The organism is Achromobacter sp. AONIH1 (genome assembly GCF_002902905.1).
Lineage (GTDB): Bacteria > Pseudomonadota > Gammaproteobacteria > Burkholderiales > Burkholderiaceae_B > Achromobacter.
Genome location: NZ_CP026124.1, coordinates 6,459,971 through 6,486,174 on the forward strand (window position 1 = coordinate 6,459,971; position 26,204 = coordinate 6,486,174).

The window sequence follows — 26,204 nt, forward strand, 5'->3', positions numbered from 1 at the left end:
AATGCTATCCGAATACAAGGTCCTGGTACTGGACGACCATGAATTCCAATGCGCCCAGATGTCCGGCCTGCTGGAAGAAGCCGGTTTCACCCAGGTGGATACGGCCCATACCGCCGAACAGGCGTTGACGCTGGCCCGCCATCATGCGTACCACCTCATCCTCATGGATCTCAGCATGCCGGGCATGGACGGCGTGCAGCTCATCAGCGAACTGGCGCAACTGCGCCTGAACCCCATGCTTGCCATCACGACCGCCTGCTCGCGCCGCATCATGAACAGCGTCAGCCTCATGGCCAAGGAAAAAGGCCTGGCGGTGATCGGCGCCTACACCAAGCCGCTGACCCGGGAACATGCTCAAGGACTGGCGCAACATCTGCGGCTGGACCGGCATCCGGCGTCCGAGCCCGTCTCCGGCCATGAACAGGACGCGCTGTTCGATCGCAAGACCCTGGAGCGGGCATTGCGCACCGGCCAGATCCAGGCCTGGTTCCAGCCCAAGAAGGCCCTGACCACCGGCAACATCGTTGGCGCCGAAGCGCTCGCGCGCTGGCACCATGCGGAATTCGGCTTCATGCTGCCGGCGTCATTCCTGGGCGCGGTGCACAGGCACGGCCTGAACCAGGCCCTGCTGACCCGCATGCTCGAAGACGCGCTGTCCGCCTACCGACGCTGGCGCAAGCTGGGTTTCAAGGTGCCGGTGTCGGTCAATCTGCCCACCCGACTGCTCGACAATCCCCTGCTGCCGGATGAGCTTTACAATACCGTCGCCGCTAGCGGCGTGCCGGCCGAGGACGTGACCTTCGAACTGCTCGAAGACGAAACCACTTCCGTGCCGGGGCAGTACTACATGGGAGCCAGCCGGCTGCGCCTGAAAGGCTTCGGATTGGCTCAGGACGATTTCGGCAAAGGCTATAGCTCCATGTACACCCTGATATCCACGCCGTTCACCGAACTCAAGATCGACCGGGCTTTCGTCAGCGGCGCGGCCCACGACAGCGTTCGCGCCGCCGCGCTGCTGTCTTCCGTGCAGCTGGGACGGCAACTGGGCCTGCAAGTCACCGCCGAGGGCGTCGAAACCTCAAGCGACCTGGAATACCTGCGCAAGATAGGCTGTGATTGCGCGCAGGGATTTCTCATATCGGCCGCCGTAAACGTCATGGACTTCACGACGCTGCTGGCGGACGAACCCCGCCTCTACGCAGACATGGACCTATAGGAACGCCCAACCCGGTATGCAGGACTCGCCCTTCAGCAGAATTACCCGCACATCGCGCCGGCTCAACCTGGCGCTGTTCGGCGTGTTGCCGATAGCGCTGGTCCTGATAAGCGCCATCCTCTGGAGCTGGCAGCGGCTGATCAAGCAGGAAGAAGAAAAGCTGCTGCTGGACTTCACGGTGTTCATGGGCTACATCGAGGCCGAAGAGCGCTTCCTGCAGGGCTTTCGCACCCAGAACGCGCTGCTGCAGGGTCCCCCATCCAGCCCGGACGTCTCGTGGCACGAGACCCCGCCGTCCGAGCGCCAGGGCACGGCATTCTACGAGGGCCGCCGGCCGCTGTTTTCAACGCCCTTCACCGTATCGTGCCTGTCAGCCGACTGCACGCGCGACCAGGCGCAATTGTCAGCCATGGGCAGCTACCTGTCGGCCTACTACTCCACCTATTGGCCGACCACCTACTATCCCGCGGCGGCGGCCTTCCTGGTCAATGCCAGCGACAGCGTCAGCATCAGCGTGCCGGCGCTCGACATGCCGTCCAGCTTCCGCCCGCTCAGCCAGAGCACCTACCTGACCTCGGTCGACGCCATCCGCGAGCAGATCGAACTGAACCACATCGTCGAACAGCGCCTGATCGACCTGCATGCGCCCGCCGACCTGCACGAACGCACGCAGGTCCAGTGGTTCACCGCGCCGGCCAGCCCGAACCGCATCATCGGCCTGCTGCCGGCCGGCCTGCCGTCCGGCGTCTGGCGGGCCGAAGCCGGCTCCCCGCCCGATGTCTACATCGCCACCTTGCTCCACCGGGACCGCATCAACATCTTCGACCGCATCCTGCCCTCCGGCCTGTACGACGAATTCTGGCTGACCCGCAACGATGCCGGCCTCTTGCTGGGCGAAGGTCCGCTACCCGACGCGCAGGAGCCCGGGCTGCACTACACGGCGGACGGCCTGGTGTTCAAGGTCATCGACGACTCGGGCGCATGGACCGCCTACTACCGCGTCGGCTACCGCGGCTTCTTCCAGGACAATCTGTGGCTGCCGGTCAGCGTCGCGCTGCTGCTGCTGCTGAGCATCGTCGGCGGCCTCGGCTATGGCCGCTGGTACAACCGCCGCGTGCTGCTGCCCGCGCAGAGCGCGCAGCGCGACATCCTCGAAAGCGAAACCTTCAGCCGCACCCTGATCGAGACCGCGCCGATCGCGCTGTGCCTGCTGACCCGCTTCAAGGGCGAGGTGCTGTTCAGCAACGCCCTCGCCCAGCAATGGCTGGGCGCGCAGTCAGGCCAGCCGCTGGCCCCGTCCGCCTCGGTGCGCACGCTGCTGGACAAGGCGCTGGCCGCGGTCGAGCCCGGCACCTTTGAAACCTTCCTGGCCCAGGACGGCAGGCCACTGTTCGTCGCCTATGCACCGACGCGCTACAAGAAGCAGGATGTCATCCTGTGCGCCTTTGCCGACATCAGCGCGCGCGCGGAAATCGAACGCACACTGGCCCAGGCCAAGCGCGACGCGGACAAGGCCAGCGAAGCCAAGTCGACGTTCCTGGCGACCATGAGCCACGAGATCCGCACGCCGCTGTACGGCGTGCTGGGCACGCTGGAACTGCTGGGCATGACCGACCTTGACGCAGAACAGCGCCAGCATCTCGAACGCATCCAGAATTCGTCCTCCATCCTGCTGCAGCTGATCAGCGACATCCTGGACATCACCAAGATCGAATCCGGCCAGCTGGCGCTGGAATCCACCGTCTTCGATCCGCGCGAACTGATCGAAAGCTGTACCAGCTCTTATGCCGCCCTGGCGCACCAAAAGGGCCTGCTGCTGTTCTCCTGCGTCGATACCGGCGTGGCGCCCTGGGTGACGGGCGACGCCGGTCGCATCCGCCAGATCCTCGCCAACCTGGTCAGCAACGCCATCAAATTCACCGAGGCGGGCCACGTCATCGTGCGCCTGCGCGCGGTGGACCAGCCCAACGGCAACCAACTGCTGACCCTGCAGGTGGTGGACACAGGCATCGGCATCGGCGCGCAAGAGCAATCGCAGCTGTTCCTGCCGTTCTACCAGATCGACAGCGCCAGCCACACGGTGCGCGGCACGGGTCTGGGCCTGTCCATCTGCGCCCGGCTGGCCAAGCTGATGAACAGCTGGATACGCGTCACCAGCGAGCTGGGCCTGGGTAGCAGCTTTTCCATGGCGCTCTCGCTCAAGCCCGCGGCGGGTCCCGCTCCGACCACGCCCGACCTGGCCGGCGCGCGCGTGCACGTGCGCAGCCCGCACCGCGAACTGAGTGAACAGGTCTGCCTGTGGCTGACGATGTGGGGCGCCCACGCCACGCCAGCGCCGCATGTGCCGCCGCCGGCGACCGAGTCCGACGAGGTGCTGCTGGATGTGCTGCGCGCCGAAGACGGCCCGCCATCCGATTGGGGCGGCCGCTACCTGAGCGCGCGCGAGCCCGGCGTCCGGGGCGAGTACGGCCCGGACGCGCTGGACGGACATCGCCTGGACAGCATCGGCTTCGGCATCCAGGCGCTGCTACGCGGCGATAGGGCCACGCCATCCGCCGAGCCGGCGGAACCGGAGTTCCAGGCCCTGGGCCTGCGCGTGCTGGTGGCCGAGGACAATCCGATCAACCAGGCCACCCTGCGCAACCAGCTGGAACAGCTGGGCTGCACCGTCACCGTCGCATCCGATGGCGCGGATGCCTTGTCGCTCTGGCCCCTGACGCAGTATGACGCCCTGCTCACCGACGTGAACATGCCCAAGCTCAACGGCTACGAACTGGCCAGCGCGCTGCGCGCCCAGGGCGCCGTCATACCGATCATCGGCGTGACCGCCAATGCCATGCGCGACGAAGAGGAACGCTGCATGGCGGCCGGCATGAGCTCGTGGATGGTCAAGCCCATCGAGTTGCGCACGCTGCGCCAACTCCTGCGCGGCGTGGCCAAGGGCCGCACGCCCGCCGCCAGTCCCGAACCCAAGCCCGCCATGACGACGCTCCTGCTTGCCTCGCCCCCCGCTCCCGCTTCCGCTTCCGCTTCCAGACAGGTCCAGGCCAGTGCTCCTGCCACCGAGGCGCCACAGGTTCCCGCCAAGTACCGTGAGTTGTTCCTCGACACCATGAACGCCGACCTGGCCAAGATCGACGCCGCGCTCGGGCGGCAGGACGTGCTGGCGGTGCTGCAGACCATGCACCGGATGCGCGGCGCGCTGGTGATGGTCAAGATGAACAGCCTGTCGGCGGGCTTCGAGGCCGTCGAGGCCCAGCTCAAGCGCGACAGCGCGAACCGGAAAGCCCTCCAGGAAGCGGCCAGGCTGATGCAGGAGCTTCGAAAGTTCCTGGTCCAAGTTTGACGGTTGATGCAGAATGCGCGGTAATAACTCAGCCCCGCACTATCTGACCCCTTTTTTCCACATGGATAGACTTCGAATTGTCCTGGCGGACGACCACCCGCTCGTTCTGATGGGCATGCGCGACCTCCTGGAAAAGGACCTGAGTTTCGACGTCGTCGGCGCCCTGTCCAGCCCGACCGACCTGGTCCGGCACCTGACGCAAGACCCGCCGCACGTCGTCGTCACCGACTATTCGATGCCGGGCGACGATACCTACGGCGACGGCATGCGCCTGGTCAAGTACCTGGTGAGGCACTACCCCAAGGTCCAGGTCCTGGTGCTGACCATGGTGTCCAACCCCATGATCATCTCGGCGCTCTATGACGCCGGCGTCGCCGCCGTGGTGCTCAAGCGCGACAACCTCGCCGAGATCGTGACCGCGCTGCGCACACTGCAAAGCGGCCGCAGGTACTACCCGCCCGGTTTCCTGCGCGATGGCGCCGTGGACGCGCGCAGCAAATTCATCGGCGAACGCATCAACAGCCTGTCGCCCAAGGAATTCGAAGTGCTGCGCCACTTCATCCGGGGAGAATCGATGATGCAGGTGGCGGAGACCTTGAAGCGCAGCGTCAAGACCGTCAGCGGCCAGAAGATATCGGCCATGCGCAAGCTGGACGTGCAGACCGACCAGGAATTGGTCGCATTTTGCGTCGAGAGCGAACTGTTTCAGTAGCCCGGTCCGTCTCCCGCGCCGTCGCTGCGCGACGCGCGGGCGGACAGGACCCAGAAACCCGGCAGGAAACATTCCGCCACCAGCAGCGGCTGATCCCGCCGCCAGAACAGGGAACGGCGCGCCCACAGCCCGGGCGACGTTGCGCCGGCATCCCGCGCCACCGCGTCGGCCATCAGAAACAGCGCCGAGCCGGCCGTCAACCGCGTCACCTCGAAGGGCGATCTCCACACGTCGGGATCGTCATACAGCATGCTGCCCAGCGGTCGCTCGCTCAGGCCGCGCATGCCGCGCCATGCATCCCACGAAGCCGCCAGCGGCGTCAGGCTGCGCGCCGCCACGCATTTCAAGCCATCGACCGACATTTCCACTTCACGCAGCCAGCAGGGCGCGCCCGGCGCCAGGCCCATGGCGCGCGCCTCGTCATCGCTGGCGGCATCCGTGCGTTCCTCCCGCACGCACAATCGAAACTCGCCCAGCCGCCGCAACCGATCGGTCAGCGAACCGGGCAATCCCAAGCCCTGCCATTGCCCGGGGGACAAGACCGCCTGAATCGCTTCAGGTCCATAAGGGTTCCATTGCATCCTGAACCACACCGCATCTGTTGAACACGGCTGCAAACTTAGTCGAGGCGGCAACAGCGCGGCAATCGCGATCAGGCGATTTCCATTATTCGCAACTTCCTATAATCCCCGCGTCGACCCGGCATCCGGCGGGTCTGGCGACCTTACGACGGAACAGGAAACGTGGGTAGGAACATCAAGCTGGAGCAGCTGGACTTCCGGCTGCTGAAGGTCTTCATCGCCATGCTGCGCGAGCGGCACGTCGGCCGCGCGGCCGACGCGCTGGGCATGTCCCAACCCGCCGTGTCCACGCAGCTGGCCAGGCTGCGCGGCATCGCCGGCGATCCGCTGTTCGTGCGCAACGCGCAAGGCATGCAGCCCACGCCGCTGGCGCGCGAATGGGCCACGCCCGTGGCCGGCGCGCTGGCCGCGCTGGAGCAGGCGTTGAATCCGCCCTCGGGCTTCGATCCCGCCGCGTCCCGACGCAGCTTCATCGTGTACATGACCGACGTGGGCCAGACGCTGATCCTGAACCGCCTGGTCTCCCGCATCGCCGCCGCAGCGCCTGGAGTGCGCCTGCGGATGGTGACGGCCTGGGAAGGCGCGCTGGCCGAGCGCCTGGACGATGGTGCGCTGGACTTGGCGGTGGGCTGGATCCCGCAGCTCAAGGCGCGCAAGACCAGCACACTGCTGTTCAAGGACCGCTATGTCGGCGTGCGCGAAGCGCCGCCGCGCGGCCGTCCGGCGGCCGGCCCGGCTCGCTATGCGGTGGCAGACGTGCCGCGCTCGGCCCACCAGATCGTCGCCGAGCGCTTCCGGCTGCGGGCGCTGGAGCCCGTCGTGACCTCGTCCAATTTCTTCATGCTGTCCGAGCTGCTGGCTGGCACCTCGCTGACCGCCGTGGTGCCCGGCCATCTGGCGCGGCTGTGGGCCAGCCGGCGCGATGGACTGCGCATCGAGGAACTGCCCTTCCAGCTGCCCGGCATGTCCATCCGCATGCATTGGTCGGCCGGCAACTGGCGCGACGAAGGCATAGACTGGCTGCGCGGACAGGTCGTGGCCAGCGTGCGCGACTGCGGCGCGTTGCTGGAGCCGCCACGCGAGACGCGCCGCCGCGCGGGGACCGCGAAAACATGAAGCGAATCCACCTCCTTTTCGGCCTGGCCGGCGTCCTCTTCCCCGCCTGCGCCCATGCCCAGCCGGCCGCCCGCGAGCTGGCCCGCGACGACGGCTCGCGCATCCGCTACTACCTGGAGCCGCGCGATCCCGCGCACAGGTCGGACCGGCTGCTGCTGGTCATCCAGGGCTCTGACTGCAACAGCGTGACCCGGGTCCGGATCATCCAGAGCGACCTGGTCCGCGCCTGGCCGCAAGCCGACCTGCTGACCGTGGAAAAGTACGGCATCGACGATACCCTGCCCTACGACGGGGATCCCGAGCGTCCCGATTGTCCCGCCGCCTATCTGGAGCGCGACAACTTGCAGCAGCGCGCCAGCGACCTGGACGCCGTGCTGACGGAGCTGCGGCGCACCCTGGGCTACCGTCAGGTCGTGGCGCTGGGCGGCAGCGAAGGCGCGGTGGTCGCGAACCTGCTGGCGTCGCGCTCGCGCAATGTGGACGCCACCATCGCCTTCAATGGCGGCGGACAATGGTTCCTGAACGACATGCTGCACAGCCTCGCCAGCGAGCCCGTGCCCGCGGCGCAGCGCCGCGCCGCCGAACAGGGACTGCGCAGCTTCGCGCGACATGTGCTTGCCTCGCCGCCGCAGGCGATGAACATGAGCGGCCATGGCCACAGCTGGTGGCGCAGCGTGCTGGAACTGGACCAACTCGCGACGCTGCGACAGGTCGCCGGGCCCGTGCTCATCCTGCAGGGCGGCGCCGATGCCTCCGTGTCGCCGCAGGAAACGCTGTCCATGGTGGCGCGCCTGCGGCTGGCGGGCAGCCGAAACATCGACTACCGCGCGTATCCCGGCCTGGATCACGCCATGACCGGTCCCGACGGCATCAGCCGCATGCCCGAGGTGGTCGACGACATGGCCGCCTGGCTGCGCCGGACGCTCGCGCCCTGAGCCGCGCTCGCCCGCGCCTATACTTCAGCCATGAAAATACAGCTGCTCTCCGACCTGCATCTCGAGTCCGATCCGGATTTCCAGGCCCGCCCCGCCCCCGGCGCGGACCTGCTGGTGCTCGCGGGCGACATCGGCTCGTACCAGGACCGCTCGCGCCTGATGGAAACGGACTTCGGCCTGGGGCGCTTCTCTCCCGCCCGGGGCTGGCCCGCGCCGGTGGTCTACGTGCCCGGCAACCACGAGTACGACAACCTGGACTTCGACGAGACGCACGATCGCCTGCGCGAGCTGTGCCACGCACTGGACATCCACTGGCTGGAACGCGAAACGCGGGTGATGCAGGGCGTGCGGCTGGTCGGCACCACGCTGTGGACCGACTTCGACGCGCTGGCGCAACCAGACGAAGAACTGGGCTCGGTGCTGAAGAAGCGCGCCAAGGCGTTCCGCGCCGCCGACTTCTACCTGGCCAAGGCCGGCATGCGCCGGCATGGCGAACCCTTCATGGCGGAACAGATGCGCGAACAGGGCATCGCCTGCCAGCAATGGCTGGACGAAGCGCTGCGCCAGCCCTTCGACGGCGTCACCGTCGTCATCACGCACTTCGCCCCCACGCTGGCCAGCGCCGATCCGCGCTACGGCGTCACGCCCGGCACCGCCGGCTTCTGCAATACGCTGGACGCGCTGCTGCCGCGCGCCGACTACTGGCTGCACGGCCACCTGCATTGCGCGCTGGACTATATGAAGGACGGCTGCCGTGTTATCGCCAATCCGCTGGGATACGAAAAGAAGGGCGAGCGCGAGAACTTCGCGCCGGCGCGGACCTGGGATGTGAGGACGGGGGAAGTGGCGGACGGCTGATGTTCCGGGCGGGCGCCTATCGCGCCAGCGGATCGACCTGCGCCGGGCGGAATTCGTCGATGTCGAACGGTTCGAGCGTCGCGGGAACGTCCAGCGGTTTTTCAAGCTGGTGTGGCGCGTAGAACAGCCGATGGTTGCCGACCTCCTTGATCAGCACCTCGTCCTCGAATTGCCATACCTGGTTGGTCTGGGTGTCTTTGAAGGTTTGCATCAGCGATACTCCAACCAGTATTCGATCTTTGCATTGACCGCACTGGCGAAATAGGTTGTTCCCGGCGGAATGATGGCATTCACCGCGATGCCGTTCTCCGGAGCCTGGGCCTGAAATACGGCAACTGGAATGCTCGCCATCAAGATATTGATGTAGCCGCCGGCGGCTGTTGAGCCACCGTACAGATAGACCGATATCGGCTTGCGCGTCGAGTTCACGTAAGTAATTCCCGGCAGTCGCTGCCCGGCCAGATTGACCAGTGTCTGATCGACCCCAAATGCCTTGGCCTTGGTCTGCGGATCCGCGCTGTACCAGCGTGTCCAGACGCCCTCGTACTTCATTCGATATTGGAACCCCGGCGTGATTTCTTCCGAGTTGTAATACGGGATCGCAATCTGCGTCAGCGTATCCCGATCGCTGAACCAGTGATGCCGGACGTAGTAGTACTGCCCGGCCGGAGGCCCGTTCTGCGAACTGCCGCCACTGCGTATCAAGCGCATGACGAGTCCGTCATTGCGGGCATGCTTGGGCAGTTCGTTCCAGTTGGCGTCGTCCCACACGGTAGCCGTCGTGACATGCGGAATCTGCGCGTCGGCCAGCGTCGCCAGGCGGCCTTCCAGCGTGGCCACGCCCGACTGTATGCCCGCGTAGGAAAGCGGAATCTTCGTTTGCGCCTTTTTATCGGCCTCATCGGCGGCGGCCTGGGCCACGGCGGCGGCTTGCGCGGCCGCGACAGCCTTGCCGTCCGCGACCACGGCGGCCGCATTGGCGGCCAGCGCCTTCCTGTCGGCCTCGCTGGCCGCCGCCAGACCGGAAGCGGCGGACTGCGCCGCCGTTGCCGCCGCCGCATTGGCGGCGACCGCCTTCCTGTTGGCTTCGTCGGCTGCGGCCTGGGCCGCGACGGCCTTGCCGTCGGCCGCCGCCGCAGCGGCCAGGCCAGCGGCTGCCGACTGCGCCGCTGCCACCGCCTTTCCGTCCGCCGTCGCGGCGGCCGCGCCAGCGCCGACGGCCTTGTCGTGCGCCGCATCGGCCCGCTGTTGCGCGCCTGTGGCTGCCGCTTCGACCTTGTCGACCGCGGTCTCGACCTGGGTGAAGTTCTCGTTCACCTTGACCATGCCGTCGCGCAGCGGATCGCCTGTGCGGTCATTGGCCTGCTGGCCCACATTGATGGGTTGGAGTCTTTGCATGATGATTTGATTTGAAAAGGTTGCATGGGAGATGAGGTAGCAGGCTGCCGCAAGGGCAGCCTGCTCTCGCTACCCTCCGATCCTGCCCTTCAGCTTCCACACCTTCAGACGAAAGCGCGCGTTGACCTGGTTCTGCGACCAGGCGCCGACCCAGGAGCCACCCGCAATGGCGGGATCCGTGGCGGTGCCGTTCTTGCCTGCCCGCACGATGATCTTGTCCGTCACAAGGCCATGGGCGGCCTTCAGGCCCCATCCGGAAAAGGGATCATTGGGCGCCCCCGTGCGGTCCGTCGAGCAGAACCAGCCGGGTTCGAACCACTGACCGTTCAACTCATGCTCGACCACGACCTGGACCGGAGAGCCTGGGAACGGGTTGTCTATCGTCTGTACCGTGTTCTGATAGATGACCCCGGGAGTGGTCGCCGAACCGCCGGGATAGAGCAGCTTGAAGTCAATATCGGTCTGGAACGCCGCGTCAAGAGCGGCGAGCCTGGTGGCCAGTTGTGCGGCATCGACGCTACCGGGGCGCGACACGGCGCCGAACACCTTGATGATGAAGCAGCCTGTGATGTTCTGCGGGCGCGTTTCGGCTGCAGTCCTCGCTACACTGGAGAGCTGAAATTCTAGATAGTCATATGAATTTGCGTTGCTCGACATCTGCGAGGCGCCAAAGAGTTGTCGCTCGCCACCGGGTTTGAGCACTCCCGATCCGCCCATGTACACAGTCCCGGTGCCCGCGCCATGAAAGTAGGCTCTACCCTCCACGTTTTGCATGGCATCAGGTTGAATGCTCCCTGATATACCCACCGAATTTCCCCCGTCGCCGGAGAGAAAAACTCGACCCAATGAGTTTGCAGACTTGCCGTTGTAGTCCGGCACGCGAATGCTGGTTGCCCCATCGCCAAGCGTGTAGGCGCCACGCTTGAGCGGATCCGCCAGCCACTCGGCCTCGGACACGACCGGGACAACGCCATCCGCGACGGCCGCCGCCAGATCCGGAAACGTCGCCCGCGACACGAGCTGCCCATCGCCGGGAATCCAGCCCGCCCAGATCCCTCCCCGCTTCGGCGCCCAGGCCACGAAGCCCGTGGGAATCGATTCGATCGGAGGCAGCTGCGCCGCCGGCACCTTGCCCTGCGCGTCCAGCGGGGCCACGCCGTCGGGCGCGCCCCGCTGGATCACCGGCAGGTAGTCCAGCTTCGGCAGGTGGGCGACCGGCACCTTGCCGGCGGCGTCCAAGGGGGTCACGCCGTCCGCCGCGCCCTTCTGCGACATGGGTATGGAATCGGGCAAATGACCGGCCGGCACCTTGCCCGCCGCGTCCAGCGGCGCCACGCCACCGGCCGCGCCCTTTTGCGACATCGGCACGGAATCGGGCAGGTTGCCGGCGGGCACCTTGCCGTCCGCGTCCAGCGGCGCCACGCCGCCGGGCCGGTTCTTCTGCACGGCGGGCAGCGCCGCGGCGGCGATATCGCGCGCGGAGCCCGCGAGCGCGCTGGTCTGCGCCACGGCGGTCTCCACGGCGTCCATGGCCGTCGTCACCTTGGCGAAGTTCTCGTTGACCTTGGACATGCCGTCGCGCAGCGGATCACCGCTGCGGTCATTGGCCTGCTGGCCCACGTTGATGGGTATGAGTCGTTGCATAGGGATCCGTATTCAGGAAAGGAATCGCTGGGATGGGGTTCGGAAACGAAAAAAGCCCGCTGCATGGGCAGGCGGGCTTTCGGTGAGGATGGATGCGCGGGACGCGACTTCCCCTCGACGGATCGACTATAGGCGCGCTCCCGCGCCCATACAAGGCTTGTGCGACACGCCAGAGCAAGTGCGCCGCCAGCCCGACCGCCATGCGGCGCCGAGTCCCCGCGTGCTATGTTTGAACGCCCGCCCCAACAGGAAGGAACTCCATTGCGCACCCTGCTCCGCCATGCCCGCCTGTCCCGTTTCCTGCGCAGCGCCAGCCTGGCCGCCGCGCCATTGATGCTCGCCGCCACGGCCCAGGCCGCCGCCGTGTTCGACGCGGGCGGCCTGCGCATCGACGCCGCGCAGCAGAGCCAGCGCGACGTGAACACCGGCCAGAGCCAGACATTCCGAATCACCGCCGCCTCGTTCCAGGGCGAAGCGCTGTGCGGCCCCGGCGGGACGCTCGGACGCTACCTGCATCCGGATAACGCCAGGCTCGCCACGCGCCCCTATTACTGCCTGAGCCCCGTCCTGCCCGTCGGCCCGGACAGCGTGCTGATGTTCTTCCGCGATTCGAACGAGACCTTTCTCGCCGGCCTGACGGCGCGTGGAGGCCGCCTGCGCGTCGAGCGCCTGCGGCTGTCCGAGGACGAGGCGCGCGACACGGTCGAGACCCGCAAGCTGCTGGATGCGCGCATGCCGGGCTGGAGCCGGGTGCAGACCGACTGGACCGAGACCGCGCTGGTCCGGCACGATTCCCTGCAGGTCGTGCGCCTGGGCGCGGGCATGCTGCTCGACATCGACGGCGACACCGCCTTCCTGATGACGCCGCCCGGCGAGACCGTCGTGCGCCAGGAACCGAACCGGCTGGTGACGGGGCCGGGCGGCGCGAGCTATGTGGAACAGGGCAAGGTGATCACCCGCAAGACGCCGCTGACGTTCCGCGCCGTGCGCTGGCGCGACGGCGCGGAGCTGGCCAGGCTGGAGATCAAGGATGCCTGCCTCCAGGCGCCGAAGCTGGACCTGGACGGCCGGCCGTCCAGCGGCAAGGACGCGCAGGTGGCCTATGCCGACGTGCCCGCGTGGCGCGCGCGCACGCTGTCCTATGTGCCCGGACGCAATGCGCGCCTGCTGCTGGTGCCGGGCGCGGAACTGCCGCGCGCGCCGGGCTGCGCAGCCCGCTGAGACCGCCGCCCCGCGACAGCGGCGCTGACCGGTCAATTCGGTTGCAGGCCGATCTGCCGCACCACCTTGCCCAGCGCGTCCAGGTCCGCCCGCGCCCGTTCGCGCGCCTCCTCGGGCGTGCCCACCACCGGCACCCAGCCCGCATCGGTCAGGCGCTTGCGCGCCGCGGGTTCGCCCAGCCCCGCCACCAGCGCGGCGTTCAGCCGCTGGATGACCGCGTCGGGCGTGCCGCGCGGCGCGGCCAGGCCGAACCAGCCCACGGCCGAGAATCCGGGCAGGCCGGCCTCCTCGGCCGTGGGCACGTCCGGATAGGCGGCCACGCGGTACTTGCTGGTGACGAACAGGCCACGGACCTTGCCCGCCTGGATGTAGCCGGCCTGCGCGGCGGCGTTGTCGATCATCGAGTCCAGGTGTCCGCCCATCAGATCGTTGACGGCGGGCGCGCCGCCCTTGTAGGCGATCACGTTCAGATCGATGCCGGCGGCGTTCAGGAACAGCATCTGCGTCAGGTGCGCCTGCGTGCCGATGCCCGCGTTGGCCGAGGTCACGCCGCCAGGCGTGGCGCGGGCCTTGCGGATGAAGCTTTGCAGGTCGCGCTCGGGCGCATCGGCGCGGGTGACGAAGACAAAGGGAATCTCGACCAGCGTGGTGATGGGCGCGAGGTCTTCCGTGGGCGTGAAGCGCAGCTTGTAAAGATGCGGGCTCACCGCCATCGCGCCGCTGGCGGTGAAGGCCAGCGTGTGGCCATCGGGCTGGGCGCGGGACACGTACTCGAGCGCGATGGTGCCGCCCGCGCCGGGCTTGTTCTCGACGATCACCGGCTGGCCCAGCGCCTTCTGCAATACCTCCCCGACCACGCGGCTGAGCGTGTCCGAGGCCGAACCGGGCGCGTAGGGATAGACGATGGTGATGGGTTTGGACGGATACCGCGCCTCGGCCTGCGCGCCGGCGGGCGACAGCCCGGCCAGCAAAAGCGCGGCCAGCGCTCGCTTGATGTTCATGGTGTTTCCCCTGTGGTCGTGTGGTCGTGTGATCGGTCCAGATGGATCTGCTGCAGCAGCGGCACCGCCATCGCGCCGTAGACGCGCAGGACGGGCAGCATGTCCTCGCCATACCAGCCCGCCTCGTGCAGCAGGTTCAGCGAGCCCAGCGTGCGCCCGTTCCAACGCACCGGCACATTGACGGCCGATTCGCAGCCCAGCGACAGGATCAGCTCGTGGTCGGGAAAGGCAGCGCGGATGGCGTCGGCGTCGGCGCAGAAACGCGGCTCGCCCGCCTCGATGACGCGGGCATGGAACTCGCCACCGGGCACGATGGGCTTGGCGCCCCCGGGCGGATAGGCCAGCGGCGCGCTGCTGTAGTGGCGCACGCTCAGGCCGCGCCCCCAGTCCAGCGCCAGCACGGTGAACAGGCGATGGCCCAGGTCCCGCGCCAGCGCCGCGTCCAGCTGCCGCAGGCCGGCCTGCGGCTGTGATTCGCCGGCCAGCGCCCGCGCCAGGGCCGGCGCGCACGTCAGTTCAAAGGACCGTGGCATAGTCGAGCGTCTTGGGCGTGGCGGTCAGGGTGCGCGGCTCGCGGCCCACGACCACGGTATCGTCGATGCGAAAACCGCCGATGCCGTAGACGTACAGGCCGGGCTCCACGGAATACACCTCGTTGTCTTCCAGCGGCCGATGGCAGAACGCCATGTTCTCCGGGTATTCGTGATGGATGATGCCGATGGCATGGCCGGTGCGGTGCCGGATGTGGGCGGCGTAGCCCGCGCGCTCGATCACCGCCTGCGCGGCGGCGTCGATGCCGCTGACGGGCTGGCCGCTGACCGCGGCCTCGATGCCGGCCAGATTCGCGTCGCGCGCCGCCGTCCACAAGGCCGCCTGCTCGACGTTGGGCCGGCCGCAGAACCAGGTGCGCTCGTTCTCGATGGCCAGCCCGTTCAGGCGTGGAATCAGGATGTTCACCAGCACGTCGCCTTCGCGGATGCGCGCGCCGCAGGAGGCGCCGTCGCCATGCGGCGACGCGGACGCCGGGCCGCTCAGCGTCCAGGCCCGGATCACCTCGAACTGCTCGCCCGGAAAGCGCTCGGCGGCTTCCTGCACCCATAGCGCGGCCATCGCGCAATCCAGCTCCTGCACCAGCCGGCCCGGACGAATGTTCTCGCGGTAGCGTTCCTGCAACCAGTCGGCCAGCGAGCCGATCGCCGCCATCACCGCGAGTTCTTCCTCGTGCTTGCGCCAGCGCAGCGCGCGGCATTCGCGGGTGCAGGGCAGCAGGCGCAGGTCGGGCAGCTGCGCGGCCGCGGCGGTCAGCGCCGGACTGCCGCCCTCCACGCCGACGCGCGCCCGCGCCAGGCCCGCCCGCGCCAGGCGCTGCGCCAGCAGCTCGGGCAGCTCCGACGGCAGCGGCAGGCGCTCGACCACGCGCGGATGCTCGGCGTAGAAGCTGACGTCGGTGATCCAGACCTTGCCCTGTTCGCGCGAGAAGCGCATGTGGTTGGTCGAGAGCTCGTTCATCACCAGGAAACCATCGCCGTCGCGCGGCACCACGGCGTATATGGGCCGCTCCCAGGGCAGCACGTCGGTATGGAAATTTGTGGCGAACTGGAAGAAGTCGGCCGAGGTGAACACCAGCGCGTCCAGGCGCAGCGCGTCCATCAGGTCATTCATCTGCTGGCGGCGGTGCCGCCAGACGGCAGTAGTCAGTCTGGGCATGTCGGATACCGGAAGTGGTGGGGGCTACGGGTATTCTGGTATCGCCAACCATGGCCGACAAATGAATAATCCTGAGCTTTCCATTAGCGTTTACTCATACTTGGCGGAGCCACAGCATGGACTGGAACCTGGACCACATCGCCTGGGCGCGCCGCCTGAAGCTGCGGCACCTGGAGATTTTCCTGACGCTGGCGTCGGCCGGCAGCGTCACCGCCGCGGCCCGCCTGATGCACATGACGCAGCCGGCGGTATCGCACTGGCTGAGCGACATCGAAGACCTGGTGGGCACGCCGCTGTTCCTGCGCAACCGGGGACTGCGTTTGACCGAGGCCGGCGAAGTCCTGGCGCGGCATGCGCGCCGCATGCTGGGCGATCTGCGGCGCACCAGCGAGGAAATCGAGTCCGTGAAATCCGGCATCGCCGGCAGGCTGCATGTGGGCACCGTGCTGTCGGCCTCGCCGGTGCTGCTGCCGCGCGCCATCGCGGCCTTGCAGCGCGAGTTCCCCGGCATCTACGTGGAAGTGGTTGAGGGATTGGTCACGCCCCTGATCGAGCGCTTGCAGCGCCATGAGCTCGACCTGATCGTCGGGCCGCTGGATGTGCGCGGCCATCAGGCCGGACTGCGCATGGAACCGTTGATGCGCGACACCTTCAGCATCGTGACGCGCCCCGGCCATCCGCTGGCCCGGCTGCGGCGGCCCGGCTGGAAGGAGGCCGCCGCGCATCCGTGGATCATGCCGCCGGCGGGCACGGTATCGCGCGGCAGGCTGGAAGAGGCCTTCGCCAAGGCCGGCGTGGCCACGCCCTCGCCGCGCATCGAGACCGCTTCGCTGGTGGCGCTGCAGGCGCTGCTGCACGAAACCGGCTATGTGTCGACGCTGGCCAGTTCGGTGGCGCAGCTGTACAAGCGCCTGAAACTGGTGGACATCGTCAGGCTGCCCGAGCCGCTGGCCTTTGGCGCGGTGGGTATGATGTGGAGCGCCGACGCGCCCAGCCGCGTGCTGGCGCAGCTGCAGGACAGCCTGCGCGCCACCGCCGGCATGCAGCAGGCGGCCGGCTGAACCGGCGCGCCCATTCACGAAGAGAGAGCCCGTGCAGATCGTTTCCGTACGCGACGAACCCGCCATCCGCCTGGATGCCATCCGCTACTTCCAGCAGCAATGGGCCAGCGCGGACACCATGATGATGTACGACGATGCCATCACCCGCTGCATCGGCGCCGAGAACCCCTTGCCGCAATGGTATGTGCTGCGCGACGGCGCGCGCCTCGTCGGCTGCGCCGGCCTCATCACAAACGACTTCATCAGCCGCGGCGAGCTGTATCCGTGGCTGTGCGCGCTGCATGTGGAGCAAGATCTGCGCGGCCGCAACCTGGGCGGGCGCCTGATCCGGCACGCGGCGGACCATGCCCGCGCGCTGGGATTCAGGTCGCTGCACCTGTGCAGCGACCTGCGCGGCTATTACGAGAAGTTCGGCTTCCAGCCCGACGGCGTCGGCTATCACCCGTGGGGCGAGACGGCCCAGGTGTACAGCCTGAGGCTGTAACGCTGGGCATCCGGCCTCAGGGCGCCGGGTTCGGATGACGCGCGTGGATCTGCGCGATGCCGTCCAGCGCTTCCTGCGGCAGCGTGACCTCCACGCTGTCGATGTTCTCCTTGAGCTGCGCCAGCGTGGTCGCGCCGATCAGGTTGCTGGTCACGAAGGGCTGCTGGTTGATGAAGGCCAGCGCCAGATGCGTCGGCGACAGGCCCAGCCGGCGCGCCAGGGCCACGTACTCGGCGGTGGCGGCCTCGGCCTGCGGATTGCTGTAGCGCGTGAAGCGCTCGTAGCGCGTCAGGCGCGCGCCCTCGGGCCGGGCGCCGTCCAGGTACTTGCCACAGAGCATGCCCATGGCCAGCGGCGAATAGGCCAGCAGGCCCACGTCTTCGTGGCGCGAGAATTCCGACAGGCCGCTCTCGAACACGCGGTTGAGCAGGCTGTAGGCATTCTGGATGGACACGATGCGCGGAAGCCCCTGGTTCTCGGCGTGCTTGAGGAACTGCGCCACGCCCCAGGGCGTTTCGTTGGACACGCCCACATGGCGTACCTTGCCCTCGCGCACGAAGTCCTGCAGCACGGACAGCGTTTCCTCGATGGCCACGGTCTGCTCGCCCTCGGTCCAGGGATAGGCCAGCTTGCCGAAGGTCGCCGTGGTCCGGTCGGGCCAGTGCAGCTGATACAGGTCCAGGTAGTCCGTCCGCAGGCGCTTCAGGCTGGCATCCAGCGCGGCGGTGAGGTTCTTGCGGTCCAGGAAGGTCTTGCCGTCGCGGATGTGGCCGGGACGCTTGGGGTCGCGCACCGGGCCGGCGACCTTGCTGGCCAGCACCACGTCCTGGCGGCGCTTGCGGCTGGCCAGCCAGGTGCCGATATAGGTCTCGGTCAGGCCCTGGGTCTGCGCCAGCGGCGGCACCGGATACATCTCGGCCGTGTCGATCAGGTTGATGCCGCGCGCCAGCGCGTAGTCGAGCTGCTCGTGCGCCTCTGCCTCGGTGTTCTGCTCGCCCCAGGTCATGGTGCCCAGGCCGATCAGGCTGACGTCCAGGCCGCTGCGGCCGAGTTTGCGGTATTTCAAGTTCTGCTCCCTGCGGATGGATGGGGCCGGGCCTGGGACAGGCGCGCGGGTCCCGGAAAGGCGACACCATACCGCAGGTCGCTTGGCAATCCGCTGACGGGCTGCCCCCCTGTCCGGCCCGCGATCCCTGGCCGGCCAGGCGCCAGGCCGATCCGCGCCCGGGCAAGGCGATACACTGCGTCATCGTCCCGCGCTTCACGCCATAAGCTCATGAAAAACAAATCCATAGGCGGCCTGGTCTATTCCACCGACGGCGGCCGCATGTGCCCCGCCTGTCGCCGCCCCGTCGCCGACTGCGCCTGCCAGGCCGCCGCGCCGGCCCCCGCCGGCGACGGCGTGGCCCGCATCTGGCGCGAGAGCAAGGGCCGCGGCGGCAAGAGCGTGACGCTGGTGCGCGGCCTGCCGATGGCCGGCCCGGCGCTGGAGCAGCTGGGCAAGCAGCTGCGCACGGCCTGCGGCAGCGGCGGCACCGTCAAGGACGGCGTGATCGAGATCCAGGGAGACCACCGCGAACGCGTCGCGCAGGCGCTGGCAAAGCTGGGCCATCGCGCCAAGCTGGCCGGCGGCTGAGACGCGCCCCCTACACCGCCAGCCGCGAGCGGCTGGCCCAGCCAGGCAAGAACATGAGCACGACTGATATCGACTTCGAGCCCGCCGCCGTGAGCGGCTGGCACGCCCACGTGTATTTCGACGCGGCCAGCCGGGACGCGGCCCACGCGTTGCGCGAACGCGTCATCGCGCGCTTCGGCGACAGGATGGAGATGGGCCGTTTCCACGAGAAGCTGGTGGGGCCGCACCCGTGCTGGAGCTACCAGATCGCTTTCCCGCCGGCGGAGTTCGCCGAGATCATGACCTGGCTGGCGCTGAACCACGGCGCGCTGGACGTGTTCGCGCATCCCAACACCGGCGACTCGCTGCGCGACCACCGCGACTGCGCGGTCTGGCTGGGCCGCAGCCATGCGCTCAACCTGCGGGCGCTGGGCGGCTGACCTCCAACCAGCACGGCGCCGCCGTCAGGCGTGCATGTAGGCCGCGTAGATCTGCGCCAGCCGCGCCGCATCGATGCCCTGACGCTGTTCCAGCGCCAGCGGATGATCGGTGTGTTCCAGCTCGATGTAGGGCCGCACGCCGTCGTCGCGCAGATGAACGTGGGTCTTCAGGCTGCCTTCCGTTTCCGGATAGACCTTGAAGCTGGCGGACAGCCAGCCGAAGAACGGCCCCAGGTGCGCGCGCCGGGGTTCGTCGTAGCTGTCCAGGTACTGGCTGAAGCTGGCTTCGCTCAGCGATACCCAGACGCCCCAGACGAAGGGCTCGTCCGCGCCATGCACGGGGATTTCGATGCAGCCGCGCACGAAGAAATACTTGCCATCGACGACGCAGACGTCGGACGACAGCTCGCAGCGCGCGGCGCGTTCAGGCTCGGGAATCAGGTAGTAGAACAGCGGCGCTTCGGCGTCGAAGGCCGGCATGCCTTCATGCCATTGACCACAGGCCTTGCATTCGAAACGGAACATGGCGGTTTGGGCCGGCGGGCGCCGGCGCGGCGTGGAAACGCCCTATTGTGCCGCAAGCCGGCGCGGCGGGAAGTTCGCCGCGCCGCCCGATCCCTCAGGCGTGGCTCAGGGCCAGCGCCGGCCCCGCCTGCCGCAGATCGCCGCGCAGCTTGAAGCGCGCCACCGTGCCGGCCAGAGCGCGCGCCTGGTCGTTCAGCAACGCGGCCGCGGCGGCCGACTGCTCGACCAGCGCGGCGTTCTGCTGCGTGGCCTGATCCATGTCGGACACGCTGCGGTCGATCTGGCTGATGCCCACGCTCTGCTCGGTCATGGCGCCGTGGATCTCGGTGACCAGCCGCTGCACGCGGTCGATGCCCTGCACGATCTCGGTCATGGTGACGCCGGCCGCCTGCACCCGCTCGGTGCCGCTCTTGACGTTCTGCACCGATGCCTCGATCAGGGCCTTGATCTCCTGCGCCGAGGCGGCGCTGCGCTGGGCCAGCGTGCGCACCTCGCCGGCCACCACCGCGAAGCCACGGCCCTGCTCGCCAGCGCGCGCGGCTTCCACGGCCGCGTTCAGCGCCAGGATGTTGGTCTGGAAAGCGATGCCGTCGATCACGCTGATGATCTCGGTAATGCGCTCGGACGACTGCGAGATCGCGCCCATGGTGTGGACCGCGTCGGACACCACCTGGCCGCCGCGCTCGGCGGCGGCGCTGGCCTCGGTGGCCAGGCGCGTGGCCTGCTCGGCGGTCTCGGCGGTCTGCTTCACGCTGGAGGTCAGCTGGGTCAGGGCCGCCGAGGTTTCCTCCAGCGAGCCGGCCGAGGTCTCGGTGCGCTGCGACAGGTCGCGGTTGCCCATGTCGATCTCGCTGGTCGCGGTGCTCATGGAGCCCACGCCGGCGCGCACGTCCAGCATCACGGTGCTGATCTTGTCGACGAAGGCGTTGAAGGACTTGGAGATCTGCGCCACTTCATCGTGGCCCACCACGTCCAGCCGGTGCGTCATGTCGCCATCGCCCGAGCCAATCGTGTCCATCGCGTCGCGCACGGCGGACAGGCGCTTGAAGGCGCGCGAGGTGATCAGGCTGGCGATGGCCAGCGCGGCCAGCGTCAGCACCACCAGCGCGATCAGCGTGGCGTTGAACACCTGCGTCAGTCCCACCGTGGCCTCGGCCTTGTCCAGCGCCACCACCAGATACCAGTCGGTGCCGGGAATGCGCTTGGCCTTGACCAGCTTCTCGGCGCCGGCCAGCGTGATCACCGCCGGCTCGCCGCCGTCGCGCGCCAGGCCCTTGAGCGCCTCGGGCTTGAGTTCGGGCGCCACCTCGGTGGCGGGCTTGAGCGCGAACTTGTCGTCCACGTGGGAGATCACCTGACCGTCGCTGCCCAGCACGAAGGCCAGGCTGGACGGCGTGGGATGGATGGCCTGGATGATGGCCTTGACGCCGTCCAGCGCGACCGCGCCGCTCAGCGCGCCGATGGTCTTGCCCTCGCGCACGATGGGCGTGGTGAAGGCCACGTAGGGCTTGCCCGTGCCGGAATCGCCGTAGGGCTTGGTCACGGTCAGCTTGCCCGATTCCACCGCGCTCTTGTACCAGGGGCGCGAGGTCGGATCGTAGTCGGCGGGCGTGTTGGCCGTGGAAAAGAAGGTCTTGTCCGACCAGCCGACGCTGGTGATGGGGAAATCGTTGGTCTGACCCATCAGGCGCGTCAATCCGCGCGGGTCGCCCTTTTCCACCACGGCGGCGGTGGCCGAGACCGCCTGGGCCTTGTCCGCCGACCAGCGCTCGATGGCGCTGGCGTTGCCGTTGGCCACCGCGTCCAGCGTGCCGGCGATGGCCGACATCATGTTGTCGCGCACGATCTTGTAGGTCGTAACGCCGGAAAGGGCCAGCGCCCCCACCACGGTCAGCCCCGTGATCAACAGGATCCGGTTGCGCAGCGAAGTAATTTTCATGCTCTCATCTCAATGCATCGGCCCGGGCCGGGCCCGGCCGGCGATGCCGGTTCCATCCGGAACGCCACATCGCCTCACCGAACTTACGGCAGCGGGGGCCGCGACTTTAGCCGCGCAACGGGATTAGATTGTCGACACGCCGGGCGGCAGGCTCGTCCCGCAGCGTGAACACCGCCATCATGCGGTTCATCGCCGCCGCCTGCGACAGCAGGTTTTCCGACGCCGCGGCCGCCTCTTCCACCAACGCGGCATTCTGCTGCGTGATGTCGTCCATCTGCGCGATGGCCTGGTTCACCTGCTCGATGCCCGCCGTCTGCTGGGCCACCGCCGCGCCAATGCCGCCGACGAGGCCCGAGACCTCGCGGATCTCGGTCACCAGGCCCTGGATCACGGCGCCCGCGCGCGAAACCTTGGCCGCGCCGCCCTCGATCTGCTCGACGGACAGCTGAATCAGGTCCTTGATCTCGCGCGCCGCCGTGGCGGACTTCTGCGCCAGGCTGCGGACCTCGCTGGCGACCACGGCGAAACCCTTGCCCTGCTCACCCGCGCGCGCGGCCTCGACCGCCGCGTTCAGCGCCAGGATGTTGGTCTGGAAGGCGATGCCCTCGATCACGCCGATGATTTCCGAGATGCGGGCCGCGCTGCCCTGGACCGCGCCGATCGCGGCATTGGCCTCGCGCGCCGCCGCCCCGCCCTGGTCCGCCAGATCGGCCGCGCCCCGGGCGCGCTCGCCGGCGGCCAGCGCCTCGGCCTCGTTCTGGCGCGCCGTGGCCGTGAACTGTTCCATCGAGGCCGCGGTTTCCTCCAGGCTGGCTGCCTGTTCCTCGGTGCGACGCGACAGATCATGGTTGCCGGCGGCGATCTCGCCCGCCGCGCCTTCGATCGCGGCGGCCCCGGCCTGCACCTGACGCACCGTGCCGCTCAGTCCTTCGCTCATCCGGTTCAGCGACGCCAGCAGCCGGGCCGTCTCGTCGCGCCCCTGCGGCGCGGCGCGCGCGCTCAGGTCCGACTCGGCCACGCGCCGCGCCAGCGCCGCCGCCTCGACCAGCGGCCCGGCGATCGAGCGCGCGATCAGCACGCCCAGCGCGAGCGCGGCCAGCGCCAGGACAACCAGCACGCTCCACAGCGCGATCTGCTCGCGCCCGATCCGAGCCACCTCGCGCTCCAGCAGCCCGGTCGCCAGCGCCGTGGCGCCGTCGATCTCGCGGTACAGCGCCTCCAGCTGCGCGGTGGCCTTGCCGAAATAGCCGCGCCGCTCCTCGTCCGCCAGGCTCGCGGCGCGCGCCAGCGAAGCGCGCGTCAGTTCATCCATGCCGTCCAGCGCCTGCCGCACCCGCCCGGCGGCGGCATCGATCTGCGCCGCCAGCGCCGGCGCGCCGGTTCGCGCGCGTTCCAGGTTGCGCGCGATGTTCGCGCCCATGTCGCGCGCGCGCGCCAGCCCGGTGTCCACCGCCAGGCGCTGCGCCGCGCCCGGCTCGCCGGCCGCCAGCGCCGCCGCCGCGCGGGCGCGCACCTGGCCCAGCGTCTCGGCCGCCACGGGCAGGTCCTGATAGGCCGCCGCGATCAGCGCGGACGCGCCCAGGTCCGCATCGAGGCTGAGCTTGAAGTCATCCAGCAGCGTGTTCTTGAACAGCAGCAGTCGCGCGACCAGCGCGGTATGGCGCTCGAAGCTCGCGGGCGCGGCGATATCCGCGTCATCCACCTGCTTGCGCAGCGCGCGCCATTCCTGGGCCAGCGCATCGAGCGTGGCCAGCGCCGGGGCGGGCGCGGCCGCCTCGCGCAGCCGCGTGTCCAGCTCGCGCCATTGCGCATCGACGCCGGGCGCCAGCCGGCGTCGTTCCTCGCCCGCCTCGCGGCCCCCGTTCAGATACAGGTTGGACAGCCCGCGATGCGCCTGCACCAGGCGCACGGCCTGCAGCAACGTGGCGACCGGGCGCGCGCCCGCGGCCTCCAGGCGCTTCTGCGCCGCGGTCTCCCACGACGCCTTGACGTACAGCAGCAACGGGACGGCGAACAGGATCAGGCTCAACCCACCCAGCAGCAGGAATTTCCGCTGTAGCGACAACATGCCGAGCAGACGTTTCATATTCGTACTTCCCTATAGTCTGGCCGGGCTTTCCACCATGTCTGGCGTGTCGTGACCGGCAAAACTCCTTCAACCCGCTTACGGCAGAGGGGTTGCAAACTATAGAGCTGCTTCATGGTCGGTTTGCCTTAAGTCAAACCGGCGCCGAATTTTCCGCGCCGCGCGGCCGGCGCGCGGGCGCGCCTGAGCTAAGCCTGCGCGCCGCCGAACACCATGCAGACCGGGCTGCCCGTGCGCGTTTCTCCCGGCATGCGCACCAGCGCGCCGCTCGCGGCGTCGACACGGAAGGCGACGATGCTGTCGCTGTCCTCGTTCAAGGCATACAGCCGATCGCCGCCCGGCATCAGCGCCATGCTGCGCGGCGTGCGTCCGCCGGACGCCACGGCGCCGATCCAGGACAGGCGGCCGCTGGCCGCGTCGACCCGGAACGCGGCGATGCTGTCGTGCCCGCGATTCGACACATACACGCGTTCGCCCCTGGCATCGACCAGAATGGCGGCGGCGCGGTTGTTGCCCGTGTGCGTATCCGGCACGCTGGACAGGATCTGCATGGGTTCGAGCGCGCCGCTGGCCGCGTCATACCGATAGACCGTCACGCTCGAATCCAGCTCATTGACGCAATAGGCGTGGGACGCCGCCGGGTGGAAGGCCAGATGCCTGGGCCCCGCGCCTTCGCGCGCCACGGCGACCGGCGACGCGGCGGCGGTCAACAAGCCATCCGTCCAGCGGAACGAGAAGATCCGGTCCAACCCCTTGTCCGGCACGATCACGTGGCGGCCATCGGGCGCGAAAGGATTGGCGTGCGGCTTGGCCTGCTTCTGCTCGATCCGATGCGGCCCCGGCGTCCCTTCCAGCGGCAGCAGCTGGCTGGCCGGCCCCAGCTCGCCATCGGCGCCGATCGGCAGCACGGCGACGCTGGCGCCGATATGGTTGGACACGATCACGTGCCGTCCCGTCGGATCGATGGCCAGATGCACGGGATTCAGGCCGCCCGTGTCCTGTCGATTCAGCGGGCGAATCCGCCCGTCGCCCTGATCGACCACGTAGGCGCTGATGCCGGTGGTGTCGCCGTGCACGGCATACAGCCGGTCGCCGCGCGCGTTCAGCGCCAGGTAGGAGGGGTTCACCAGCCCGTCCAGCACCTGCGCGAGTTCCAGCCGGGCGCTGGCCGGATCCACCTTGAACACCGAGATGCCCGCGCCGCGCGCATTGCGCTCGCGGGTGGTGCGACAGCCTAGGTATGCGTACATGTGCTCTCCCAGTCCTGGGCGACGCGGCCCGCCGGATCCGTGTTCATGGCCGCTTCCTCACTTGTCCGCCGTGATGTCGGCGCGCTCGACGATGGCGGCGTACTGCTTGCTTTCGCTGGCGATGAAGGCGGCGAACTCGGCGGGCGGCAGCGGCGCCGGCTCGCCGCCCTGCTCGCGCAGGCGCTGCGCCAACGCCGGATCGGCCAGCGCGTCGCGCACCGCCTCGTACACCCGCTGCACCACCGCCGGCGGCGTGCGCGCGGGCGCGTACAGGCCGAACCAGTTTTCCAGCGCGTAGGCCGACAGGCCCGGGGTCTCGGCGATGGCGGGGATGTCCCTGGCGAAGCTGGCTCGCGTGGCCGACGTCACCGCCAGCGCCTTCACGCGTCCGCCCTGGATGAAGGGCGCGGCGCCCGCGTAGCTGACGAAGGTCATGTCGACATTGCCGCTGGCCACGTCGGCCAGCTGGCCGGACGCGCCCTTGTACGGCACATGGACCATGGTGATGCCGGCCAGCGATTGCAGCAGCTCGCCGTTCAGGTGCTGCGGATTGCCCACGCCGCTGGTGGCGTAGGTCAGCGCGCCGGGCTTGGCGCGCGCGCGCTCGACCAGCTCGGCCACGCTGGACGCCTGCAGGGACGGCCCCGCCACCAGCACGTTGGGCACGCGCGTCACCAGCGTCACCGGCGCCAGGTCCTTCTCGGGCGAGTACAGCATGCGGCCCTTGTAGACGTAGGGATTGATCGCCGTCTCGCCGGCCGAGCCCAGCAGCAGCGTGTAGCCGTCGGGCGCGGCCTTGGCCACGTATTGCGCGCCCAGCATGCCGCTGGCGCCGGGCTTGTTCTCCACCACGATGTTCTGCTTGAGCGTGTCGCGCAGCTTTTCCGCCAGCAGGCGCGCGATGGCGTCGACGCCGCCGCCGGCCGAAAAGGGCACGATCAGCGTGACCGGACGGCTGGGATAGTCCTGCGCGGCGGCGGACGCGGCAGGGATGAAGGCCCCCGCCGCGAGCGGGGTCAGGGCGGCAAGCAGCCGTCGGGTAAATCGCATGGCAGTCTCCTGTGCCGGC

24 protein-coding genes are annotated in these 26,204 nt (G+C 68.6%); 11 read left to right on the plus strand and 13 right to left on the minus strand.

Features of this window, described 5'->3' with window-relative positions; all coding sequences use genetic code 11:
• The first annotated feature begins 1 nt into the window (after window position 1).
• The 3 genes from C2U31_RS29545 (at window position 2) to C2U31_RS29555 (ending at window position 5,274) form a co-directional block, all read left to right on the plus strand.
• Window positions 2-1,216 carry an EAL domain-containing response regulator gene (locus C2U31_RS29545; protein ID WP_103276048.1) on the plus strand — a complete coding sequence of 405 codons (1,215 nt, stop codon included), beginning with the start codon at window positions 2-4 and terminating at the stop codon, window positions 1,214-1,216.
• 16 nt (window positions 1,217-1,232) lie between these two features.
• On the plus strand, window positions 1,233-4,562 hold the full coding sequence (locus C2U31_RS29550) for a hybrid sensor histidine kinase/response regulator (protein WP_103276049.1): 3,330 nt from the start codon (window positions 1,233-1,235) through the stop codon (window positions 4,560-4,562).
• A gap of 109 nt (window positions 4,563-4,671) precedes the next feature.
• A complete protein-coding gene (locus C2U31_RS29555) occupies window positions 4,672-5,274 on the plus strand; it encodes a response regulator (RefSeq protein ID WP_233772948.1) in 603 nt (200 codons plus the stop codon).
• Here C2U31_RS29555 and C2U31_RS29560 read toward each other — a convergent pair.
• Window positions 5,268-5,855, minus strand: a complete 588-nt coding sequence (locus C2U31_RS29560) for a chorismate lyase (RefSeq protein ID WP_103276051.1) — start codon at window positions 5,853-5,855, stop codon at window positions 5,268-5,270. The two genes, C2U31_RS29555 and C2U31_RS29560, sit on opposite strands and share 7 nt — an antisense overlap.
• Window positions 5,856-6,017: 162 nt before the next feature.
• Here C2U31_RS29560 and C2U31_RS29565 point away from each other — a divergent pair, with 162 nt between their 5' ends.
• From C2U31_RS29565 to C2U31_RS29575, 3 genes are read left to right on the plus strand one after another with little or no spacing between them, the layout of a single operon-like run.
• Window positions 6,018-6,971 carry a LysR family transcriptional regulator gene (locus C2U31_RS29565; protein WP_103276052.1) on the plus strand — a complete coding sequence of 318 codons (954 nt, stop codon included), beginning with the start codon at window positions 6,018-6,020 and terminating at the stop codon, window positions 6,969-6,971.
• Window positions 6,968-7,906 carry a S9 family peptidase gene (locus C2U31_RS29570; RefSeq protein WP_103276053.1) on the plus strand — a complete coding sequence of 313 codons (939 nt, stop codon included), beginning with the start codon at window positions 6,968-6,970 and terminating at the stop codon, window positions 7,904-7,906. Before C2U31_RS29565 ends, C2U31_RS29570 begins: the two co-directional genes overlap by 4 nt.
• Before the next feature lie 30 nt (window positions 7,907-7,936).
• Window positions 7,937-8,764, plus strand: coding sequence for a metallophosphoesterase (locus C2U31_RS29575; RefSeq protein ID WP_103276054.1), 828 nt, complete (start codon window positions 7,937-7,939; stop codon window positions 8,762-8,764).
• Window positions 8,765-8,780: 16 nt separating this feature from the next.
• On the opposite strand, the gene C2U31_RS29580 is transcribed toward C2U31_RS29575, so the two are convergent.
• The 3 genes from C2U31_RS29580 to C2U31_RS29590 form a co-directional block, all read right to left on the minus strand.
• Entirely contained in the window at window positions 8,781-8,975 is a 195-nt protein-coding gene (locus C2U31_RS29580; RefSeq protein ID WP_103276055.1) for a hypothetical protein, read from the minus strand.
• Complete coding sequence (locus C2U31_RS29585; protein ID WP_103276056.1) at window positions 8,975-10,162, minus strand: hypothetical protein; 1,188 nt, start codon at window positions 10,160-10,162, stop codon at window positions 8,975-8,977. The genes C2U31_RS29580 and C2U31_RS29585 overlap by 1 nt, the downstream gene beginning before the upstream one ends.
• Window positions 10,163-10,231: 69 nt before the next feature.
• Window positions 10,232-11,806, minus strand: coding sequence for a phage tail protein (locus C2U31_RS29590; protein WP_103276057.1), 1,575 nt, complete (start codon window positions 11,804-11,806; stop codon window positions 10,232-10,234).
• 261 nt (window positions 11,807-12,067) lie between these two features.
• Here C2U31_RS29590 and C2U31_RS29595 point away from each other — a divergent pair, with 261 nt between their 5' ends.
• The gene (locus tag C2U31_RS29595) at window positions 12,068-13,027 is read left to right on the plus strand and encodes a hypothetical protein (RefSeq protein WP_103276058.1); all 960 of its coding nucleotides are present in this window, start codon (window positions 12,068-12,070) and stop codon (window positions 13,025-13,027) included.
• 32 nt (window positions 13,028-13,059) lie between these two features.
• On the opposite strand, the gene C2U31_RS29600 is transcribed toward C2U31_RS29595, so the two are convergent.
• Genes C2U31_RS29600 through C2U31_RS29610 form a run of 3 tightly spaced genes read right to left on the minus strand, consistent with a single transcriptional unit; the run spans window position 13,060 to window position 15,735 of the window.
• Window positions 13,060-14,028 (minus strand): tripartite tricarboxylate transporter substrate binding protein, encoded by a 969-nt coding sequence (locus C2U31_RS29600; RefSeq protein ID WP_103276059.1) that lies wholly within the window; start codon window positions 14,026-14,028, stop codon window positions 13,060-13,062.
• The gene (locus C2U31_RS29605; RefSeq protein WP_103276060.1) at window positions 14,025-14,561 is read right to left on the minus strand and encodes a GAF domain-containing protein; all 537 of its coding nucleotides are present in this window, start codon (window positions 14,559-14,561) and stop codon (window positions 14,025-14,027) included. Before C2U31_RS29605 ends, C2U31_RS29600 begins: the two co-directional genes overlap by 4 nt.
• Complete coding sequence (locus C2U31_RS29610; protein ID WP_103276061.1) at window positions 14,545-15,735, minus strand: Xaa-Pro peptidase family protein; 1,191 nt, start codon at window positions 15,733-15,735, stop codon at window positions 14,545-14,547. Before C2U31_RS29610 ends, C2U31_RS29605 begins: the two co-directional genes overlap by 17 nt.
• A gap of 116 nt (window positions 15,736-15,851) precedes the next feature.
• Between C2U31_RS29610 and C2U31_RS29615 the strand changes: the two genes are divergently transcribed.
• On the plus strand, window positions 15,852-16,796 hold the full coding sequence (locus C2U31_RS29615; RefSeq protein ID WP_103276062.1) for a LysR family transcriptional regulator: 945 nt from the start codon (window positions 15,852-15,854) through the stop codon (window positions 16,794-16,796).
• A 31-nt stretch (window positions 16,797-16,827) separates the two neighbouring features.
• Entirely contained in the window at window positions 16,828-17,280 is a 453-nt protein-coding gene (locus tag C2U31_RS29620; RefSeq protein ID WP_158658495.1) for a GNAT family N-acetyltransferase, read from the plus strand.
• Between the two features lie 16 nt (window positions 17,281-17,296).
• Here C2U31_RS29620 and C2U31_RS29625 read toward each other — a convergent pair whose 3' ends face one another.
• Entirely contained in the window at window positions 17,297-18,346 is a 1,050-nt protein-coding gene (locus C2U31_RS29625; RefSeq protein ID WP_103276063.1) for an NADP(H)-dependent aldo-keto reductase, read from the minus strand.
• Window positions 18,347-18,556: 210 nt separating this feature from the next.
• Between C2U31_RS29625 and C2U31_RS29630 the strand changes: the two genes are divergently transcribed.
• Together C2U31_RS29630 and C2U31_RS29635 are read left to right on the plus strand one after the other, a co-directional pair.
• On the plus strand, window positions 18,557-18,916 hold the full coding sequence (locus C2U31_RS29630) for a translation initiation factor Sui1 (RefSeq protein WP_103276064.1): 360 nt from the start codon (window positions 18,557-18,559) through the stop codon (window positions 18,914-18,916).
• Between the two features lie 53 nt (window positions 18,917-18,969).
• A complete protein-coding gene (locus C2U31_RS29635) occupies window positions 18,970-19,335 on the plus strand; it encodes a DOPA 4,5-dioxygenase family protein (protein WP_103276065.1) in 366 nt (121 codons plus the stop codon).
• A gap of 24 nt (window positions 19,336-19,359) precedes the next feature.
• Here C2U31_RS29635 and C2U31_RS29640 read toward each other — a convergent pair whose 3' ends face one another.
• From C2U31_RS29640 to C2U31_RS29660, 5 genes are all read right to left on the minus strand, one after another.
• Entirely contained in the window at window positions 19,360-19,860 is a 501-nt protein-coding gene (locus C2U31_RS29640; protein WP_103276066.1) for a DUF2199 domain-containing protein, read from the minus strand.
• A 94-nt stretch (window positions 19,861-19,954) separates the two neighbouring features.
• Window positions 19,955-21,799 (minus strand): methyl-accepting chemotaxis protein, encoded by a 1,845-nt coding sequence (locus tag C2U31_RS29645; protein ID WP_103276067.1) that lies wholly within the window; start codon window positions 21,797-21,799, stop codon window positions 19,955-19,957.
• 106 nt (window positions 21,800-21,905) lie between these two features.
• Window positions 21,906-23,885, minus strand: coding sequence for a methyl-accepting chemotaxis protein (locus C2U31_RS29650; RefSeq protein WP_103276068.1), 1,980 nt, complete (start codon window positions 23,883-23,885; stop codon window positions 21,906-21,908).
• A gap of 188 nt (window positions 23,886-24,073) precedes the next feature.
• Window positions 24,074-25,135 (minus strand): lactonase family protein, encoded by a 1,062-nt coding sequence (locus C2U31_RS29655; protein WP_103276069.1) that lies wholly within the window; start codon window positions 25,133-25,135, stop codon window positions 24,074-24,076.
• Window positions 25,136-25,192: 57 nt separating this feature from the next.
• The gene (locus C2U31_RS29660) at window positions 25,193-26,185 is read right to left on the minus strand and encodes a tripartite tricarboxylate transporter substrate binding protein (RefSeq protein WP_103276070.1); all 993 of its coding nucleotides are present in this window, start codon (window positions 26,183-26,185) and stop codon (window positions 25,193-25,195) included.
• Window positions 26,186-26,204 lie beyond the last annotated feature (19 nt).